Consider the following 18,715-nt stretch of genomic DNA (forward strand, 5'->3'; position numbering starts at 1 on the left):
CACTTTATAAAGTCTACCCGCCGGAAGAAGCGCGAAGAATACTTAACAAACTGGAATTTCATTACACTCCGAAGCATGCCAGCTGGCTGAATATGGCGGAAATAGAGATTGGAGTTATGAGTAAACAGTGTCTGGACAGGCGCATACCGGACATGGATACATTAAAACGGGAGTTATCCGCTTGGGCGCTTAAACGCAATGAGAAAAAAGAAACGATAAACTGGATGTTCGATGTAGATGCAGCACGTTCAAAACTAACAAAGCGTACGGCAAACTTATAAAGTCAACTAATAAAAATTAATTGGAAAAGGCACTAGTTACATCAATTAATGCCTTGCTAGTATTGGTTTTTCCTGCGCCTAAAACTGACCATTTAGTTAATCAGTTTGGTATAACTATCAGGGTGGTGAAGTGTATGTATCCCCCCTGCTCCGAGTGAAAATTCAAACTCGCGGCAGCCCCGTCTATGCATTCCCACGCAGAGCATGGGCTCATACGTAGGGGTGAAGTATTCTGTGTAGGAACGAGATGTTTATCTGAAAAGGAATTTTCGCAGAGGTGTTTTTTCAACTAATTTAACAAAGGCTAGTGAACAGATGACGGTGCCGAAGAATAACACCCCGTCTCTTGTTAATCCGCTTACTGCAGACATTCCGGCAATATTATAAAAAACAATCGCAATAGACAGGTGACAGACATAGATCGGCAGGATGCTTTTACTTAACCAGTAAGTTAGCGGATGATCACCCAGCAGAGGTTTTGCTAATAACAATAAAAACAGACCGCTTGCCCATAACGGCGTAAACAGTAAAAAATCATGACTGGAAAATGCCACCTCCTTAGTAAATAACCAGTAGGCTTCAGCAAAATGTCCAAGCAGGCCTGCAGACAACATCAGTAAAGCAGACTGAGCGGATAATCTAAATTCAAATCTTCTAATTTCAAAACCAACAGCCACCATCAGTAAACTGAAAAACGGCCCGTTACGCGTTAAAAAGGGAGAGCCGATTTCAGTAACTGATGCGTAGCTGCCGGCTAATACACCATATATATACAATAAGACGGCTGCGGGTAATAACAGTTTCAGCAGCTTAAAGTGAACAAATAAACCTGTCATAACAACAGCAATGATCAGTGCCGGTAAAAACCATAAATGCACTAAACCGCCCTCTAAAAATGAATTAAGCGGTGTTTTTAATAAAAAGCTCCAGTAAGCCTGGCGTTCACCAAGATAACCCAGCTCCATCACGTTTTTTAAATTAGCAGGCAGTATCAGGCATATTGCACTCCACACCAGCCATACTTTTAACAACGGTGCATTATAACGACGCATCACGGCCAGTGGTGAGCCCATCAGCTTCGGCTGGATTAAAAAACCCGCTAATAAAAAGAAAAACGGCACGGCAAAACGGCTGAGCTGATTAACAATATCAGCCAGCCAGGCATGGCCGTTTATAATCGGTGCATCAATAAATAATCGCGTATGGATAGCAATAACGGCAGCCATGGCAATAACACGCATAAACTCGAGACTGGCAATTCTGGCAGGATAGGTTTTCATTTTTCTCAACTACAGGTTAGGGAAATAATCATGTTGTTTCATTACACGGCATTCCTTTGCCAGCAGGAAAAATAGCAGAAAGCAGTACTTCTGATAGCGTTAAAAGATAAAAAACGGCAGTCACTCAAAAAATAATACTTTGAAACAAAACTTTCCTTGTAAACAGCTGAATTATCAGAGCAGCTAGGCTCGAACAACAAAGCAAACAACCATGACCAAAGAACAAACGGTCATTGATATTTTAATGCCAAAATCACACAAAACCACACAAAACCACACAAAGTTAACAGCACCACAACACATAGGCTCACAAAAACCTGTCACGCATTGATTATAAAGAGGAAAAGTTTTTGTTTTTGACATATTAGTAATAAAAGCTTGCCCGCTAGTCGATTGTGTCAACCATGCCTGTAAATCTATACTTAAATAGAATGAATAGTGCTTTATTTTACAGGGGGATACATTTGCTTTGGAAGGGTAAGAGATTAACAGAAGGGTTTGCTGTCTCGGTAGATAATATTTAAGGATAAATAAGCAAATGACGAATACAGTTAATTACACAAGAGCAGACCTAACCAAGAAAAAACGTAAACAAGGTATCGTTTATGTTTCTCTGCTGTTTGTGTTTCTGATTTTAGTGATTACTGTTATTTATGCCTTCATACATGAACAGATTGACCATGACCGCGAAGTTAAACAGTACGCTGAACTCGCTAATATCCAGACTAAGGTGATCGCAGAACTAAGCTCTGTCGGAGCAGACCTCATCTATTATTCCCATAGCGCTCTTGCCGTTGCAGTCCTTTCATCACAAGACCAGGCAGCCCAAAGTTATCTGACATCCCTGATGCATAAAATCAGCTCACACCAAAAGCGTTATGATCAAATCCGCCTTTTTGATACACAGGGAAATGAGATCATTCGTCTTAATCAAGACTCTAACTTATCTCCAATACAAGTCCCTCAATCAAGATTACAAAACAAAAGGGAACGTTACTATTTCAAAAATGTGCTGCGTCTGCTGCCGGGACAAATTTATACCTCGCAGTTTGATCTCAATAAAGAACAGGGCAAGATCCAGTATCCAGTTAAACCTATGATTCGTTATGCAGCTCCTGTCCATTCAGAAAGTGGTGAATTACTCGGCGCAGGTATTATTAATTATAACGGCAGCCAGATTTTGAAAATAATAACGGATCTTAATGTTCATCAAGGCGATCAGGTTTTTCTTATCAATGAGGACGGGTATTACTTAAAAGGCACTGAAGCGAAGAAAGAATGGGGATTTATGTTCCCTGACGATAAACAGTACCGATTCTCCGATGAGCATCCGCAGGTATGGCAGGCAATGCAGGAAAAAGACAAGGGTCTGGCCTCTAATCAAAGTGGTGAATATTATTTCACTCAGTTCTACTTATCCCCTTCTGCATCATTTAATGTGGTTAACAGCGAGCGGGTTTTTCTGGTGATGCATGTTCCTGAGCATATTCTTCATGATGAACATGCACTGTTGATCAAAGGTATCGCCATTGGTTCGCTGTTTATTTTGCCTATGCTTTCACTATTGGGCTGGATACTGGCAGGCTCTCAGGTAGAACGAGTATGGTTATTTAAAAAACTACATTTTGAAGCTCACCATGATGCATTAACCGGACTGTATAACCGGAAAGCAATTGTTGATTACCTTGAAAAAAATATAAGCATCAGTCGGCGCAGAAATTTTCCTTTAGCAGTCGGCTTTATTGATGTTAATGATTTGAAAAAGACCAATGATCAGCTGGGACATGATGCGGGAGATGCACTGATAAAAGGTGTTGCTTCAGTCATTACGCAGACAATTCGCGAGTCTGATTTTGCTGCGCGTTTAGGAGGCGATGAGTTTCTTATTGTATTTGTGGACTGCAGCGCTGCTAATGCAAACAAGATTATGGAACGCATGCAGTCTGAATGCGGCTCTTTAGGTCTGAAACAAACTGGTAGAGAATGGAGTATAAGCCAAGGTGCGGCTGAACTTCTGGATGCACAGGATAATGCAGAAAAAATGATTGAAAGAGCCGATAGCGCTATGTATATACACAAAGCACAGCAGAAATTTACAGCACAGCAGAAACAAAAAGCACAGAAGAAGCGGCTGCAGACAGCCTGATGCTATTCTGCACAAATATCTCTAGTTCGAATTCAGATCAGAGCGACTGCAGTGATCATAAATCTATATATTCCCAACAAGGTAAAACCTTCACCAAGCAGATAACTTATTAGTAACTTTATATTAACCTGACACTTTAAAATTGCTATCATTGCGCTCTATGTGGAATTGCTAACTATTTGATGTTATTTACAATATTCAGGGCTAGTTTACTTTCTGTTTTATCCGCTTTTTGGAGTATTTCATGTCTACTGAAATTATCATGTTAGGAATGGCCGCATTAGTTGTGGTCGGAATTTTACTGCATCACCCGTCAAGAACTTTCGGCATCCCTTCTCTGCTTATCTTTATGGGTGTAGGACTCGCGCTGGGTAACGGCGAGTTTAATTTTGTTTATGATAATCTCAATAAAACAGCCTGGGTCGGCGGACTGGCACTCAATATTATTGTATTTGTCGGCGGCCTGAACACCTGCAATGATAAGATTAAAGCGGCCTTTAAAGAAGGCGGTGTGCTTGCTTCCTTTGGAGTGATTTTTACTACCCTGTTTTTTGCACTGATTATTTACCAGCTGCTCGATTTTAATTTTATTACCTGTCTGCTGTTTGCCGCCGTTGTTTCCTCTACCGATGCGGCCGCCGTATTTTCAATACTTGAATCTAAAAAGCTCAAGCTCAAAGAGCAGACCGACAGCGTATTAGAATTTGAATCGGCAACCAATGATCCGGTCGCCATGCTGCTGGTAATATTCCTGACAGAAATGGCTTTATCTTCAACGCAGACAATACCTGCACATGACATTGCACTAAGTTTAATAACGCAGATCGGCGTGGCTGTGGTGATTGGTCTTGTGGTTGGAAAAATCACCGTCTGGCTGCTCAATAAAATTCAGCTCTCTGAATACGGACTGATCCCGGTTTTTATTCTTGCCTGTTTTATTATTTCAACCTACGGCGCAGAGATGCTCGGCGGCAATATACTGCTAGCCTCTTATATCTCAGGTGTGATGATCGGCAACGGCATCAAACGCGGCCAGCAGGTTAACAAACACTTTTTCAATAGTCTTTCCTGGCTGGCGCAGGCACTGATGTTTATCGTGTTAGGTCTGCAGATTTTCCCGCAGTCATTAATCACTATTTTCTGGGCTTCGGTATTACCCGCACTGCTGCTGATATTTGCCGCCAGACCTTTAGCGGTGCAGATCTGCTACCTGCCCTTTATCAAATCCAGCTGGCGAAAACGTCTGTTTATCTCTTTAATCGGATTAAAAGGCGCGACACCTATTGTATTTGCACTTATTCCAGCCGCAGCCGGCGTACCGGGTGCAATCGATATTCTGCACATGGTTTTCTTTATTGTTCTGTTTTCGGTTGTATTACAAGGCGGTGCAATTGCCCCGTTAGCCAACCGTCTGCGCTTAAATGATGGTTAATCAGTGAAAGGGATTAATCTAATTTACAAAATACAACTGTCATAATTGAGTACGCCGCCTGCACTTTAACAATGTCTTTATTTTTGCAGGCACAGCCTTCCCTGATCCTGACATACAGCCATAACCGCTTGATAACCGTAAATTATGTAAACTTGTAATCCGCTGCTGTTTATTTTGCTAGATTCTTTTCTAATGCAGGTCAATTAACTTAATTTGTTCACTCGTAAATTTACAACTACATTAATTATAAAGCCTGTAATGGCTGAACAGCACAGCAAAAACATAATTCCTGCTCCAGCCTGTAGTTCAGGGATAATTAAAGACCCGAATGTAGAGGTTTTAAAGGATATACATGGAATCAGTTCTGCTTATCATTTTCATCTCCTTAGCTATAGCAAGCATCTTAAATCTCGTGCTGAAAAAGTTTTCGGTATCGCATATTATCGGCTACATAATTACCGGCACAATTATCAGTAATATCTTTGCTTTCGGCAGTGAAAATCTGAAGTCATTAGCATTGATCGGGGAGTTCGGCATCGTCTTTCTTATGTTTACCATAGGGTTAGAAATGTCATTTTCTAAACTGAAAAAAATGAAAGAAATTATCTTTATTAACGGCTTTATACAGGTGGCTTTAAGCTCCGCAGTTATTTACTGCATCTCCTATTATCTGTTTGCTCTCGACCTCACTTCATCAATTATTATTGCGCTGGCCTTCAGTTTATCATCTACGGCTATCGTCTTAAGTTATCTGAAACAGTCAAAAGATATTCTTACTCCTTACGGTAAAAAATCCGCCGCTGTTTTAATTTTTCAAGATCTGGCCGTTATCCCTATTTTACTGTTGATCAGTTTTTTATCCCGAAATGATTTGTCACTCAGCGATGTGCTGCTGAAAACATTTATTTCGGCCGCCGTGGTCATTATTTTTATGTTCACCCTGGGTAAAAAGATAATAGAAGGGTTACTGCAGCTTTCATCCCGCGCAAAACTGCAGGAATTATTCGTCGCCTCGGTATTAACCATTGTGCTCGGCGCTGCGTTATTAGCACATAAAATGGGCTTTACCTATTCTTTAGGGGCTTTTATTGCGGGAATGATCATTGCTGAAACGACTTTTCATATCAAAGTAGAGTCGGATATTTCTTCCTATAAGGATCTGTTATTAGGCGCTTTTTTCTTTTCAATCGGCACTAAAATAGATGTCTATTATTTTATAACGCACTTATACCAAGTCTTCAGCGTATTAATTTTTGCCATGCTGATAAAAGCACTGATTATCTATTTTCTAATCAGATATAAATCCAATAAGAGTGACTCGCTTAAATCTGCTGTTGCACTGTGTCAGATCGGCGAGTTTTCCTTTGCCGTTTTTTCACTTGCTCTCAGCGAGAATCTACTTCCCGAAGATCTTGGCGGTTTTCTTATTTTAGTAACGGTTTTATCTATGATAGTAACGCCGTTTATGGTCAATAATATTTATAAAATAGCGTCTGTATTTGCGGTTGAGTTTTTTGAATCCAATAAAATAACGAAGATCGACACTAGCCGTCATACGGTGATCTGCGGCTTTGCAACGGTCGGACGAATAGCCGCCCGGCAGCTGCTGAAACAGAGGGTTAACTTTTTGGTTATTTCCAATAATTTACAACACGTACTAGTCGCCAGAAAACGCGGTTATCACGCCTATTTCGGACATTTCGAAAAATTACCGGTACTGGAGTCTCTCAATATCGAGCAGTCATCAAGTATTATTCTTACAGTTAACAACATACGCACTAAAAGAATGATCTGCGAAGCGGTACTCGATTATTACCCGCAGGCAAATCTAGTGGTAAAAATTAATACCCATCAGGAACGGCACGCCTTCGCTGATCTCGCGATTAACTCATTTGTTCATTCCGAGCATGAAACGGCGCTGTTATTAGTAAAAAAAAGCCAGGACAAATAACCCGTCTCTGTTTTTTGGCCCCCTTTATAACTTACCCTTCCTGCATCTCATCCTAAAGTATGAGTTTTTTCATGCCGATGGAGCATAGCCGTCACTACCTTAATGCCGCTATCATAACCCTGGTAAATTAATCCTAGTTCAGACAAATAACAGGGCTGATAAGTCTATCAGCTGACTATAAGAGGTTAACTATGATCTATGCAAATCCAGGCAGTGCAGACTCTATCGTTACATTTAAAGCAAAATATGAAAACTTTATCGGCGGACAATGGGTTGCGCCCGTAAAAGGTAATTACTTTGAAAATACAACACCGGTAACCGGCGAAGTTATCTGTCAGATTCCCCGCTCCAGCGCTGAAGATGTCAACTTAGCACTTGATGCTGCCCATGCTGCCAAAGATGCCTGGGGACGCAGCTCCGTGCAGGAACGCTCAAATATTTTACTGAAAATAGCGGAGCGTATTGATGCCAACCTTGAACTTCTTGCTGTTGCCGAAACCTGGGATAACGGTAAACCGGTTCGTGAAACACTGGCGGCCGACCTGCCTTTAAGCTCAGATCACTTCCGCTATTACGCCGGCTGTATTCGTGCGCAGGAAGGCACATTATCACAGATCGATAACGATACGGTGGCTTATCATTTTCATGAACCTCTTGGTGTTGTCGGACAGATTATTCCATGGAATTTTCCGTTATTAATGGCGGCCTGGAAACTGGCACCTGCCTTAGCAGCCGGTAACTGTATTGTTTTAAAACCTGCCGAACAAACACCCGCCAGTATTTTAGTGCTGATGGAATTAATCGCTGACCTGCTGCCCGCCGGTGTGTTAAATATTGTCAACGGTTACGGTAAAGAAGCCGGCGAAGCCTTAGCCACCAGCACACGTATTGCTAAAATAGCCTTTACCGGTTCAACACTGGTTGGCGAGCACATATTAAAATGCGCAGCAGAGAATATGATCCCCTCTACCGTTGAACTCGGCGGTAAGTCAGCCAATGTGTTTTTCAGTGATATCACCCAGCATGAGGATGATTACCTGGATAAATGTGCCGAAGGTTTTGCACTGGGATTTTTCAACCAGGGAGAAGTCTGTACCTGCCCTTCCCGTGCTTTGATTCAGGAAAGTATTTTTGATCAGTTTATGGAAAAAGTGATTGAAAAGGCAAAAAACATTGTCCGCGGCAATCCGCTGGACAGCGCGACTATGGTCGGTGCTCAAGCATCCAAACAGCAGTTTGACAAAATCATGAATTATCTGGATATCGGCATGACAGAAGGCGCTAAAGTACTGACCGGCGGCAGTAAAGAGATCCTCGATGACACACTCAATGACGGTTTTTACATCCAGCCGACTATTATGCAGGGTGATAACTCTATGCGGATTTTCCAGGAAGAGATCTTCGGACCGGTTGTCGCGGTAACCACCTTTAAAGATGAAGCCGAAGCGCTGGAAATTGCCAACGATAGTGCTTACGGTTTAGGCGCAGGCGTCTGGACACGTGATGCTAACCTGGCACACCGGATGGGGCGCGGTATTCAGGCAGGCCGCGTGTGGACTAACTGTTACCATTTATACCCGGCGCATGCAGCTTTCGGTGGATATAAAGCATCAGGAATCGGCCGCGAAACACATAAGATGATGCTGGATCATTATCAGCAGACTAAAAATCTATTAGTCAGCTACAGCACCTCACCGCTTGGTTTCTTTTAACTAATAGCCCGTAAAGGGCTTCACAATAAATGTGAAGCCCTTAAAACCCTAAAATCCCCCTTCTGCCACGTTTTCCATGCTGCATATTTGTTATTGTTTTGTCACAAACTTTTGAAATTTACATTTCCAGCATCTATTCAAAAAAACCAGGGTGAAGCATGACAAACATTAAAACCATCACTGCGCTCAGCAGCTTAAGCGAAACACAACAAGCCAGTGAAGAGATATATCAGCAGCTTAATCATGACGATATTGGTTTTATTCTTTTTTACTGCTCCTCGACCTACTCATTACCCGCTTTAGCATCAGCAATGCAGGTTTTATTCAGCGGCATCAAGGTAGTCGGCTGCACGACTGCCGGCGAGGTTAGCAGCGCAGGTAACCAGGAACATTCGATTGTCGCGGTCGGGTTTTCCTCAAACTATTTTTCTATCAGCGCAGAATTAATTAAATCGATGGCCGGATTTGATCTGCTTGATGCGCAGAAAACCATTAATAGACTCAGTGAACAGTGCGCCTCAAAAGAATTAACCACCATTAAAGACAACACTTTTTTACTGACTTTACTCGACGGACTGTCTTTTGAAGAAGAACACTTTCTAGCGGCTTTAAACTCGGCGGCGGCCGGCATCCCGCACTTTGGCGGTTCTGCAGGCGCTGATGATAATCTCAGCAAGACCCATGTCTATTATAACGGTCAGTTTCTGCAGCAGGCTGCCGTTGTTATTATGGTCAACAGTACCTGTCCCTTTGAAGTATTCAATTGTCATCATATAAAACAGCCCGCTGAAAAGTTAGTGGTTACCGCGGTTGATGCGCAGAGCCGAACCGTATATGAACTCAATGCTGAACCCGCAGCAGCGGAATATGCGCGTCTGTTAAACCTTGAAGTGAAGGATCTCTGCCCGAAAGTTTTTTCACTTAATCCACTGGCAGTGAAAGTGGGCGGTCAATATTATGTCCGCTCGATTCAGAAGGTAAATGAAGCAGATTTGAGCTTAACCTTTTACTGCGCCGTTGACCTCGGTATTGTCCTGACTGCTGTAGAGATGGACGATATTCTGCATTCTTTGTCCGCTAAGCTTGTTGATATTTCCCAGCGTTACGGCAATCCGGAACTGGTGCTTGCCTGTGACTGTGTTTTAAGGCGCCTGGAAATTGAGCATAAAAATTTAAACAATAAAGTTCAAGTTTTAAACAGTGAATACAAAATAGCCGGCTTTAATACCTATGGCGAACATATTAACGGCATCCACCTTAATCAAACGTTTACCGGTGTTTACATCGCGGGAGGCAATGATGCTGTTAAGCGAGGAAAATAAACAGCTGAAACTTCACAATGCCAAACTATTGAAAATTAATAAGGCACTAATGCGGCGCGTTGAAGAAGGTGGCAACCAGTCGGCACCCTATGCCGCTTTTGAGCATTCAGTGCATTTAGCCGAACAGGTCAGAGAGAAAACCCATACCCTCAATGAAACTCTTTCACAGCTGGAGCGCAGCAACCGACAGTTAATAACATTTAAACAGCGCTTTACTGATGCCATAGAAAGCATTTCTGAAGCATTCGTTTTATTAGACTGTGACGGACAAATTATCCTGCAGAACAGTAATTTTGAAGCCTTTCTGCACACATCGAATCTGCCCTCAGACACTGTACTCAATCTTAAAGCGCTGACTGAAAAAAATCAGAAAACCAACAAGATGCATAAATACCGGAGGCTGACAAAACCGGTTTACCAGCTGCCCGACGGACGCTGGTTCCAGCTTAACGAACGCAGCACTGTCGAAGGCGGACGGGTTTTGCTCTATACCGATATCAGCGCATTAAAAGAAGCGGAAACAGCACGTTACGAACAGGCAATGGCACAGAAATCACTGCAGCTTCAGAGTCTGGTGGATAATTTATCTCAGGGCGTGGTGCTGTTTAACAGCCAACAACAGATTGAAGTCTGGAACAGCCGTTTTGTACAGCTCAGTCAGTTAACCGTGCAGCAGCTGCGCACTCATCCCGGCTTATCAGATCTTCAAACATTAACCGATCTGGATCTGCGCACCCAGCCGAGTTTGAGCAGTGACTCTTATATGCAGACCTTAAACAGCGGCGTAGTACTGGAGATAAGAGTTCACCAGCTCCGTGACGGTAAAATAATTAAAACCTACACAGATATTACCGAGCGCCACCGCTACGCACAGTCTCTGCAGGAAAATGAACGCCGTCTGCGTCTGATTACCGATAACGTACCGGCCATGATTGCTTATATCGGCGCTGATCTTAAGTTTGAATTTACCAATCAGGTTTATATTGACTGGTACGGCAGCAGGGCTCGGGGACTTGATATTGCAGCGCTGGATAAAAGTCTTAATTATAAACAGCTCCAGCCCTTTGTTAAACGCGCTCTAAACGGTGAAAGTGTCAGTTTTGAAAGTAAAGAAATAAACCGCTCTGGTGAACTGAATTATCTACTTAAGTCCTATGTCCCTAATCTTGACGGCAGCGGCAGAGTATTGGGTTTTTTTGTATTAATTCGAGACATTACCGAGCGTAGGATAAATGCGTTAGCCCTGCAGAAAGCCCATGATCAGCTGGAAATCAGAGTTGTTGAGCGCACTTCACAGCTGCAGAGCCTAAACCAGAAACTGATCGACGAAGTTGAAGAGCGCCGTCAGGCACAAACTGATTTACAGGCGGCAACCAGAGAAGCTGAACTGGCTAATTTCTCTAAAACAAAATTTCTAGCGGCGGTCAGTCACGACCTGCTGCAGCCGCTTAATGCAGCGCAGCTGTTCACCAGTTCAATCGTTGAACACTCTCTTAATGATCACTTAAGGCCCTTAGTTAACTCGGTCAGCAGCTCGCTTAATGATTTAGAAAACCTGATCTGCACACTGGTTGATATATCCAAGCTGGATGCGGGCGTAGTGATAGCAGATAAAAGTACCTTTAAACTCTCCGAGTTACTGGATAACTTAGCCAATGAGTATCAGCAGCAGAGCCATCTTTACGATGTGCAGTTACGCTACGTTGCCTGCTCTCGTCTGGTATACAGCGACAGTGTTTTGTTAGCACGTATACTGCGTAATCTTTTATCTAATGCCTTCCGATATACCGACAAAGGTAAAGTACTGCTCGGCTGCCGTCGCGCAGGTAATAATATCTGTATCGAAGTATGGGACAACGGCGCTGGTATTGAACAGGATCAGCAGAGCGAAATATTTAAAGAATTTAAACGTCTGAAATCATCACGCAGCGCATTCAGCAACGGTCTTGGTCTGGGGCTGGCAATTGTTGACAAAATATCCAAGGTACTTGAACATCCGGTTAAGGTATCATCAACACTCGGAAAAGGTTCGCTGTTTTCAGTGACTGTACCGCTCGCCGCTAACACTCATTTACCCGAAGCCGCGGCACCGCTTAATCCGATTTTAACTAAGACTGAGTTAGCTGGACGTAAAATCTGGCTGATTGATAACGATCTTAATATCTGTGCCGCCATGAAACAGCTGCTGGAAACCTGGCACTGCTCAATCATCACCGCGGGAAGCCTTGCAGATTTACAAGCGCAGGTGGATATCTACAATGATCATACGGATATTTTAATCGTTGATTATCATCTCGATGACGGAATTAACGGCGTGGATGTCGCAGAGCAGGTTATTCACCTGCGCGGCTCGCCTTTACCGGTATTGATGATCACCGCCAATTACAATAAATCCTTGAAAAACGAAATTAAAGAGCAGGGTTTACTGCTGTTAAATAAACCGGTGAAAGCGATAAAATTGAAAACCTCCATGCTGCACTTATTAAATAAACAACCAGACACTTAAGATTTAAGATGCTGACTAAAATCAATATCCGCGCAGCCGAGTACAACCTTAACCCGGTTAGAAGCCCCCAGTTTTTTCAGAATTGAGGAAACATGGCTTTTAACCGTAGCCTCTGAAATATGCAGATTAAAAGCAATCTGCTTATTTGCTTCTCCCTGCGACAGGTTTTTCAGTACCACCAGTTCACGGCGGGTCAGGGTCGCGATCTTGTCCGCTGAAACGACAAATTCATTATTTGATTTTGAACCTTCCGGCAGACGCATTATATCAGCCGGCAGATAAACATTACCCGCAAAAACACTTTCAAGTGCTTCAACAATGCACTCTTTAGAAGACGACTTTGCAATAAATCCTACCGCACCGTAGGAGAGTGTCTGTAATATTGTCTGCTTATCGCGCTCTGCCGAAATAATCACCACAGGTATTGTCGGGCATTCATTACGCAGCGCTAATAATCCCTGCAGTCCCGACATACCGGGCATATTCAGATCTAACAGAATCAGGTCAAGATCATCATGGTGCTTAACAAGTTCAAGTGTCGATTCAATATCTTCTGTCTGCTCTACGGCCGAGCCGGCAAAGCTTACAGCAATAATACCGGCGATCGCATCTCTAAACAAAGGGTGATCATCAGCAACTAAAATTTTATACATAACAATGGCTTCTGCGTAACAAATAACCCAGGCAGTTTACCCGCTGCCAATAAACTCTACTACCAGTTGTTAAAAGAGCTGCGGGCTTTGCCGCAGTTTGTATATATATTTCCCCAGCAGTCAATAGACAGCGTTAAAGAAGCTATTATTTAACGAATAAACATTTTTATGTTAGTTGTATACTTCTATGGATGTACTATGGATAAACTGTTTAGTCCCAAAATATCTTTAACTCGGCTTTTTCTGGTATTTGTGTTGGTAAGCAGTTCTGTGTCCTCAGAACAACCCACATTAAAAGCAATCGGCCATCATGACTATGCGCCCTGGAACTGGGAAAAAGACGACCAGATTGTCGGGGCGGCAGCTGAAATTACCGCAGTTCTTTTTAAAAAGGCCGGTGCCAACGTAGATTTAAGGTATCTCGGGCCATGGAAAAGAGGACAGGGGTTTGTTGAACACGGTGTAGCCGATATTAATATCTGCGCATTTATGAATGAACAGAGAAAAGCCTATTCCGTTTTTATAGAAACTCCGATGGGGTTTATAGAGCAGGCCCTGTTTGTCAAAAAAGGCAGAGAGTTTACTTTCGACACATGGTCAGACTTAAAAGATAAAAAAATCGCGCTGCTGTTTGGTGTCAGCTTAGGCACTAAGTTTGACGAGTTTTTAAACAGCAGCACAAAAGTATTCAGAGCAGACAGTTATCAACTGCTGTTCAGACAGTTAAAATCGGAGCGCATTGATGCTGTCGTTATCGGCCGCAATTCTGGACAGGCAATACTGGAAGCCTATGGATTTGCAGAAGATATCCGCAGTTTACCCACTCCCGTATTAACCGGAAAACTGTATATCTCAATGTCCAAAAAATCTGACTATCTACATCTGCTGCCGTTAGTTGAAAAGCAGATACAGCAGGAAGGTTATTATCAATGGGTTGATAAACTGCTGGATAAATATACTTATATTTACCAGAGTGACTACAAATCAGCAGACAGCATAGAAAAAAAACTGTAATGACCACTTTAAAACAGCGGCACTCACCCGATTTAAGACGGCTTACTTATCAATAACAGTCACTTTATGCCCTTTGTCAGCTATATAGAAAACGATTATCTTAGCCGGCTCTGTGCCGCTGTTTTCGCCATAGTGAGACGTATTTACCAGCTCAACAAGGCTGTCACCCGCTTTCATATTTAACACTTTATCACCGCTGTAAACGGTCAAAGTTCCGCTTAATAATACACCGGCATTAATGACCGGGTGCTGATGCAGAGGAAGTTTTTCACCCGGTGCAATAACGATTTCCTTAATAGTCACTTCGGGTTGAGTCAGCGTATAAGCCGGCAGGTTTGTCCCGTCCCATGACTTAGTACTTTTAACTAAATCGACAGACGTCGCGGCGCTGACACTTAATGAAGCAAACAGCAGAGCTGTAAAAAGCAGTTTTAACATAAAAGTTCCTGTTATTAAGAATTAACAATAAGTATGACGGGCTGAATAAACTTCTTACAGAATATCAGAAAAAAGAACCCTACATGTAACAAAAATGTTAATTTGAATTTTAATAAGAAAAGTTAAAGCCTATTGGTAATGATCAATAAAGAACTTTAATGCATCTACATCAATAACAGATATTTCTGCGCCGTTTTTTTCAACCAGACCTTTATCAATAAGATCTTTGACCACTCGCCGGTAAACTCGGCTTGTGGTACCGAAACGCTCAGCCTCCATACATACTTTATCAAAGCTGCCGAGCATGACACTGCTTTGACTGCGATGCCATAGATCATAAGCGATATTGTAGGTGATGGAGTGCAGAAGACGATGGGTGTAGATATCCAGCGAGTCCTGATAATCTGCCGCTAATGCACAAGAAAAAAACAGATGAAAATCCGGCCGTTTCGTCAATAACTTAGTTAACTCTTTGAGGCAGATAACATCCACCTGCATACCTTCAGCCGCGACCACATTCCATTGACAGACAGTATCCGTGAAGTATTCCATTTCCCCAAAAATATGATGATCACATTCCACTTCGCCTAACTGAAAACACCGCCCGTTAACCGCAGCAATATTCATCGATACCCGGCCGACAGATACCAGATACAGATGTTTTAGTACCTGCCCCTGGCTCAGAATATCTTCACCCGCCTGAAAATACTGACTATGGCTCTGACACAAATAAAAGGCTTCTTTAAATTCAGGATACAAGGTATTCAGATGACTGGAAAAACGGCTTTGGGAATAGGGTTTCAGCTGCATAATTTATACTTTTCGGCAAAATACTAACGAAGATAATAACAGCTGCATGCTAACTAATCATCACTAGCGGGGCAATAGCTTAACTGTAAAACTCCGCGATTAAACCTGATTGTAAAAAGCCCGGCTAAAGAACCGGGCCTGTATCACAAACAATTAGCCGTTACAGCTGACAGCTCAACGCATGCAGCGCCGCTTCAGCAGCTGTTTTTTCTCCCTGCATCATAGCCTGGTCTGCATCCACATACTGACTTATCCCTTCCTGGACATCCTGCTGATATAAAACAACATTATTAAGAATGCTGGCAATACGCAGGCCGCGCAGTTTACCTACGGTAAATAAAGCAGAGGTTTCCATATCTGCACCTAGCACCCCTTTCTGACTCCAGTGCTCACATATCTGTGCTTCATTATCGGTATAAAAACTGTCGTTAGAACGCACAATACCGAAGTGAGCAGTAATATTGTGCGTGCTAAGGTACTGTTCAATGCCCGCCGTTAGATGCCGATCGGCATAAGCTGGAAATTCAGCACTGACATAAGCCTTAGAGCCGCCCTCATCACGCACCGCAGCTTCAGCAACAATCAGTTCACCTAATCCGATATTGTCCTGCAGAGCGCCGGCAGAGCCTACCCGCACAATATAATGTGCACCGCATAAATGCAGCTCTTCAAGCGCAATAATTGCGGAAGGCGCCCCGATACCTGTGCTGCACACAGTGACAGCTTTGCCCTGATAATAACCGTTAATTAACCGGTATTCACGGTTATCCGATATAAGTTTCGCATCATCAAGCAGTTCAGCAATGCGGTTAACCCGGTCAGGTTCACCGCAGACAATAACCCGGGGCGCAACCTGAGCTGCGCAAACGTTAATATGAGGCTGTTTACTCATGCTGTTTTGGCCTCCGCACTGTCCGCTGATGCTGTTTTTACAACAGGGTTATGACTGGCCGTATTCATCCACTGGCGGGTACCGTTAGCGGCAATAATCATCAGAATCGCATATTCAATAGACAAGGCATATACGCCCTGCGCAGCATAAATACCTACGCTGATAACATTAATAACCACCCACAGGATCCAGTTTTCGACATATTTTCGTGTCATCAGGATCTGCGCTACGACTGACAGCACCGTCATCACAGAATCCCAGAACGGAAATGCATCCGGCGATAACTCCGGCCGGGCAAGCCCTGCCCCAAAGATATTCATGGTATCCACAGCAACATTTGCCAGTACTAAGAAAACCGGATCGATATAAACAGTCATCAGCGCAATGGCCAGCACACTTACAGCAGCAGTAAATGCGACTTTCTGTTTACTCATCCAGCGTACAGTCAGCTTATCACCGTCTGCAGAAACGGGTCTTGTCCATGCGTACCAGCCGTACAGATTCGCACAGAAGAAAAACAGCTGCAGCAGCAGGATTCCATAAAGCTGGATCTGATAAAAAATAACCGCAAACAGTGTGACATTAATCAGACCAAACAGATAGTTGATGGTTTTTTCCTGACTGGCATTCCAGATACACAGCAGACCAAAAACAGTGCCGACCGCCTCAATCCACGACATAGCGTAGCCGTCACCGATAGGAATATTCACTAAGGTATTATTAATATCGAACCAGGTTAAGATATCCATTTTCATTCCTTTTATAGATTTTTAAAGTTATATACCCGTTATCATTCAAGATGCAAAAATCGACAAGTCGTAAGGTGAACAGGTTCTAGGCGTGAAGGTGAAGATCTAACGGATTAAATCGAGACTTCATAACAACGAAAATGTTTACCTTACGGCTTGCCCTGCGGGTCGCCAGCTCGAAAACCAATACTGCGCTGCAACATTTGATAAGGACTAGCCATTTAAGGATTAAAGTCTTTATTTTAATCCTACCGACAGAGGATTAACGTAGTTAATCGCTCGAAAGGTCATCATGTTGCGCCTTGTCTTAGTGTCCGAGCTGGCGACTGATAAATGCATTTTGATTGATAACGGGTATGTCTATTGTAATAAAAGCAGTATTTACTAATGAGGACTTTTGTCCGCCTGCACTCGATGCGAGTCAAAGTTCAGCAGAGAAAATAGAAAAATACAATGAGGGAGTAAACAAAGGAGAATTTACGGCCGCCCGAATCTTTAAATGTACAAAGTTCGGGTGGCCATATTTATTATAAGGTGCTGCTAATCGGGCTTAAAACGCAGAACGGCGCGCTTCATAAGCATCTGAGAAAGCGGTAATAGACTCATGATCGTAAGGTTTTAAACCAGCCACTACCATTTTTTTAATACCTCGGCCGATCGACTTTTCACCGTCATTGATGGCAAAATGTAGAAAGTTGTTCGCACGCTTCGGCTCTACTTCAAAAAGTGAATCTGCCAGTTCAACATTTACCGGCGCTTCTAGTGCCAGTTCATCAAACTCAAAACTCATGCTGTTGTACATTACTAACGGGCGGGCCGGATTAAACATAACATTATGTTTTTTCATCAGCGGCATCAGTAAAGTCGGGAAGTTTTGTCCAGAGAAAACCACGTAGTTTTGAATTAACGACTCGATCAGCGCAGGATCATGGCTGGTCTTGCCCTTTTTATTAATTTCTAGGACACTTTTTCCCTGCTCATTGGTAATGACGATATGCTCACCATCTGCTTCAGGAAAAACTAAGCCGATATTATCACCAACCATATTGGTAAAAGTGAAGCTCATTGACTCACTAACCCCGTATTCATTTAATGCTAGCGAAAACAATAAGTCACCAGGTACACAGAAACGTTTGTTCTCAGGATCATGAATAGGGTTAAAATCACGACATTCCTGTTTCGCAAAGGTACTTGCTTGCGCAGCAGAAATGCGCACAAGGTTGTTTTGTTTTGTGTAATAAGATTCTAATAACATCGAAGTTCTCTTAAATATGGGACAAATAAAAAAAGCAGATTATAAGGAAAAAATATAAAAATGATATCACTTAGCGATTTTTTCTCTCCGCCCGCAGGATTTTATTCACCACTGTCTGCATAAGTATTTGAAATATCTACCCCCTTAAACTGTATAAACCTTATTTTATTTTGCAGCAAAGGTTGTTAAACCCGTTATCAGTCAAAATGCATTTAACAGTACGTAATTTGCCCGTTCACGCAAACTATTAAACAAAAAGAAACCACTTTCCGCT

15 protein-coding genes are annotated in these 18,715 nt (G+C 42.7%); 8 read left to right on the top strand and 7 right to left on the bottom strand.

All coding sequences use genetic code 11. The annotated features are described in order from the left end of the window. A partial coding sequence (locus G327_RS0111040; RefSeq protein ID WP_019614838.1) for a transposase occupies nt 1–281 on the top strand: 281 nt, incomplete at its 5' end. A 251-nt stretch (nt 282–532) separates the two neighbouring features. On the opposite strand, the gene G327_RS0111045 is transcribed toward G327_RS0111040, so the two are convergent. Beyond that, complete coding sequence (locus tag G327_RS0111045; protein WP_019614839.1) at nt 533–1,561, bottom strand: acyltransferase family protein; 1,029 nt, start codon at nt 1,559–1,561, stop codon at nt 533–535. 538 nt (nt 1,562–2,099) lie between these two features. Here G327_RS0111045 and G327_RS0111050 point away from each other — a divergent pair. From G327_RS0111050 to G327_RS0111075, 6 genes are all read left to right on the top strand, one after another. Beyond that, nucleotides 2,100–3,707, top strand: coding sequence for a sensor domain-containing diguanylate cyclase (locus G327_RS0111050; protein WP_019614840.1), 1,608 nt, complete (start codon nt 2,100–2,102; stop codon nt 3,705–3,707). Nucleotides 3,708–3,951: 244 nt separating this feature from the next. Beyond that, nucleotides 3,952–5,139, top strand: coding sequence for a potassium/proton antiporter (locus G327_RS0111055; protein WP_019614841.1), 1,188 nt, complete (start codon nt 3,952–3,954; stop codon nt 5,137–5,139). Nucleotides 5,140–5,491: 352 nt separating this feature from the next. Further along, a complete protein-coding gene (locus G327_RS0111060; protein ID WP_019614842.1) occupies nt 5,492–7,090 on the top strand; it encodes a cation:proton antiporter domain-containing protein in 1,599 nt (532 codons plus the stop codon). Nucleotides 7,091–7,281: 191 nt separating this feature from the next. Further along, entirely contained in the window at nt 7,282–8,802 is a 1,521-nt protein-coding gene (exaC, locus tag G327_RS0111065; protein ID WP_019614843.1) for an acetaldehyde dehydrogenase ExaC, read from the top strand. Nucleotides 8,803–8,960: 158 nt separating this feature from the next. Continuing rightward, complete coding sequence (gene nosP / locus G327_RS0111070; protein WP_019614844.1) at nt 8,961–10,124, top strand: nitric oxide-sensing protein NosP; 1,164 nt, start codon at nt 8,961–8,963, stop codon at nt 10,122–10,124. Next, entirely contained in the window at nt 10,102–12,630 is a 2,529-nt protein-coding gene (locus G327_RS0111075; protein WP_019614845.1) for a hybrid sensor histidine kinase/response regulator, read from the top strand. The genes nosP and G327_RS0111075 overlap by 23 nt, the downstream gene beginning before the upstream one ends. On the opposite strand, the gene G327_RS0111080 is transcribed toward G327_RS0111075, so the two are convergent. After that, nucleotides 12,627–13,283: a response regulator gene (locus G327_RS0111080; protein ID WP_019614846.1), complete on the bottom strand. Its 657-nt coding sequence runs from the start codon at nt 13,281–13,283 to the stop codon at nt 12,627–12,629. The genes G327_RS0111075 and G327_RS0111080 overlap by 4 nt on opposite strands. Nucleotides 13,284–13,553: 270 nt before the next feature. On the opposite strand from G327_RS0111080, the gene G327_RS24500 reads away from it, so the two are divergent. Continuing rightward, a complete protein-coding gene (locus tag G327_RS24500; RefSeq protein ID WP_169337236.1) occupies nt 13,554–14,297 on the top strand; it encodes a substrate-binding periplasmic protein in 744 nt (247 codons plus the stop codon). A 42-nt stretch (nt 14,298–14,339) separates the two neighbouring features. Here the strand turns inward: G327_RS24500 and G327_RS0111090 are convergent, their stop codons facing one another. The 5 genes from G327_RS0111090 to G327_RS0111110 all read right to left on the bottom strand — a co-directional run bounded on the left by G327_RS0111090 (nt 14,340) and on the right by G327_RS0111110 (nt 18,441). After that, nucleotides 14,340–14,735, bottom strand: coding sequence for a cupin domain-containing protein (locus G327_RS0111090; RefSeq protein ID WP_019614848.1), 396 nt, complete (start codon nt 14,733–14,735; stop codon nt 14,340–14,342). A gap of 129 nt (nt 14,736–14,864) precedes the next feature. Further along, nucleotides 14,865–15,545 carry a Crp/Fnr family transcriptional regulator gene (locus G327_RS0111095; protein ID WP_019614849.1) on the bottom strand — a complete coding sequence of 227 codons (681 nt, stop codon included), beginning with the start codon at nt 15,543–15,545 and terminating at the stop codon, nt 14,865–14,867. A gap of 160 nt (nt 15,546–15,705) precedes the next feature. Beyond that, nucleotides 15,706–16,437 (bottom strand): nucleoside phosphorylase, encoded by a 732-nt coding sequence (locus G327_RS0111100; protein ID WP_019614850.1) that lies wholly within the window; start codon nt 16,435–16,437, stop codon nt 15,706–15,708. After that, a complete protein-coding gene (gene pnuC / locus G327_RS0111105) occupies nt 16,434–17,186 on the bottom strand; it encodes a nicotinamide riboside transporter PnuC (RefSeq protein WP_019614851.1) in 753 nt (250 codons plus the stop codon). The genes G327_RS0111100 and pnuC overlap by 4 nt, the downstream gene beginning before the upstream one ends. A gap of 550 nt (nt 17,187–17,736) precedes the next feature. Beyond that, a complete protein-coding gene (locus G327_RS0111110; protein WP_019614852.1) occupies nt 17,737–18,441 on the bottom strand; it encodes a DUF3581 domain-containing protein in 705 nt (234 codons plus the stop codon). Nucleotides 18,442–18,715 lie beyond the last annotated feature (274 nt).

The organism is Psychromonas ossibalaenae ATCC BAA-1528 (assembly GCF_000381745.1).
Classification (GTDB): Bacteria; Pseudomonadota; Gammaproteobacteria; order Enterobacterales; family Psychromonadaceae; genus Psychromonas; species Psychromonas ossibalaenae.

Bases quoted from the DNA above. Each gene is read 5' to 3' on its own strand.
- G327_RS0111080 (WP_019614846.1), bottom strand. From the start codon at position 13,283: ATGTATAAAATTTTAGTTGCTGATGATCACCCTTTGTTTAGAGATGCG.
- G327_RS0111045 (WP_019614839.1), bottom strand. From the start codon at position 1,561: ATGAAAACCTATCCTGCCAGAATTGCCAGTCTCGAGTTTATGCGTGTT.
- exaC (WP_019614843.1), top strand. From the start codon at position 7,282: ATGATCTATGCAAATCCAGGCAGTGCAGACTCTATCGTTACATTTAAA.
- G327_RS0111100 (WP_019614850.1), bottom strand. From the start codon at position 16,437: ATGAGTAAACAGCCTCATATTAACGTTTGCGCAGCTCAGGTTGCGCCC.
- G327_RS0111075 (WP_019614845.1), top strand. From the start codon at position 10,102: ATGCTGTTAAGCGAGGAAAATAAACAGCTGAAACTTCACAATGCCAAA.
- G327_RS0111050 (WP_019614840.1), top strand. From the start codon at position 2,100: ATGACGAATACAGTTAATTACACAAGAGCAGACCTAACCAAGAAAAAA.
- G327_RS0111060 (WP_019614842.1), top strand. From the start codon at position 5,492: ATGGAATCAGTTCTGCTTATCATTTTCATCTCCTTAGCTATAGCAAGC.
- nosP (WP_019614844.1), top strand. From the start codon at position 8,961: ATGACAAACATTAAAACCATCACTGCGCTCAGCAGCTTAAGCGAAACA.
- pnuC (WP_019614851.1), bottom strand. From the start codon at position 17,186: ATGGATATCTTAACCTGGTTCGATATTAATAATACCTTAGTGAATATT.
- G327_RS0111090 (WP_019614848.1), bottom strand. From the start codon at position 14,735: ATGTTAAAACTGCTTTTTACAGCTCTGCTGTTTGCTTCATTAAGTGTC.
- G327_RS0111055 (WP_019614841.1), top strand. From the start codon at position 3,952: ATGTCTACTGAAATTATCATGTTAGGAATGGCCGCATTAGTTGTGGTC.
- G327_RS0111095 (WP_019614849.1), bottom strand. From the start codon at position 15,545: ATGCAGCTGAAACCCTATTCCCAAAGCCGTTTTTCCAGTCATCTGAAT.
- G327_RS0111110 (WP_019614852.1), bottom strand. From the start codon at position 18,441: ATGTTATTAGAATCTTATTACACAAAACAAAACAACCTTGTGCGCATT.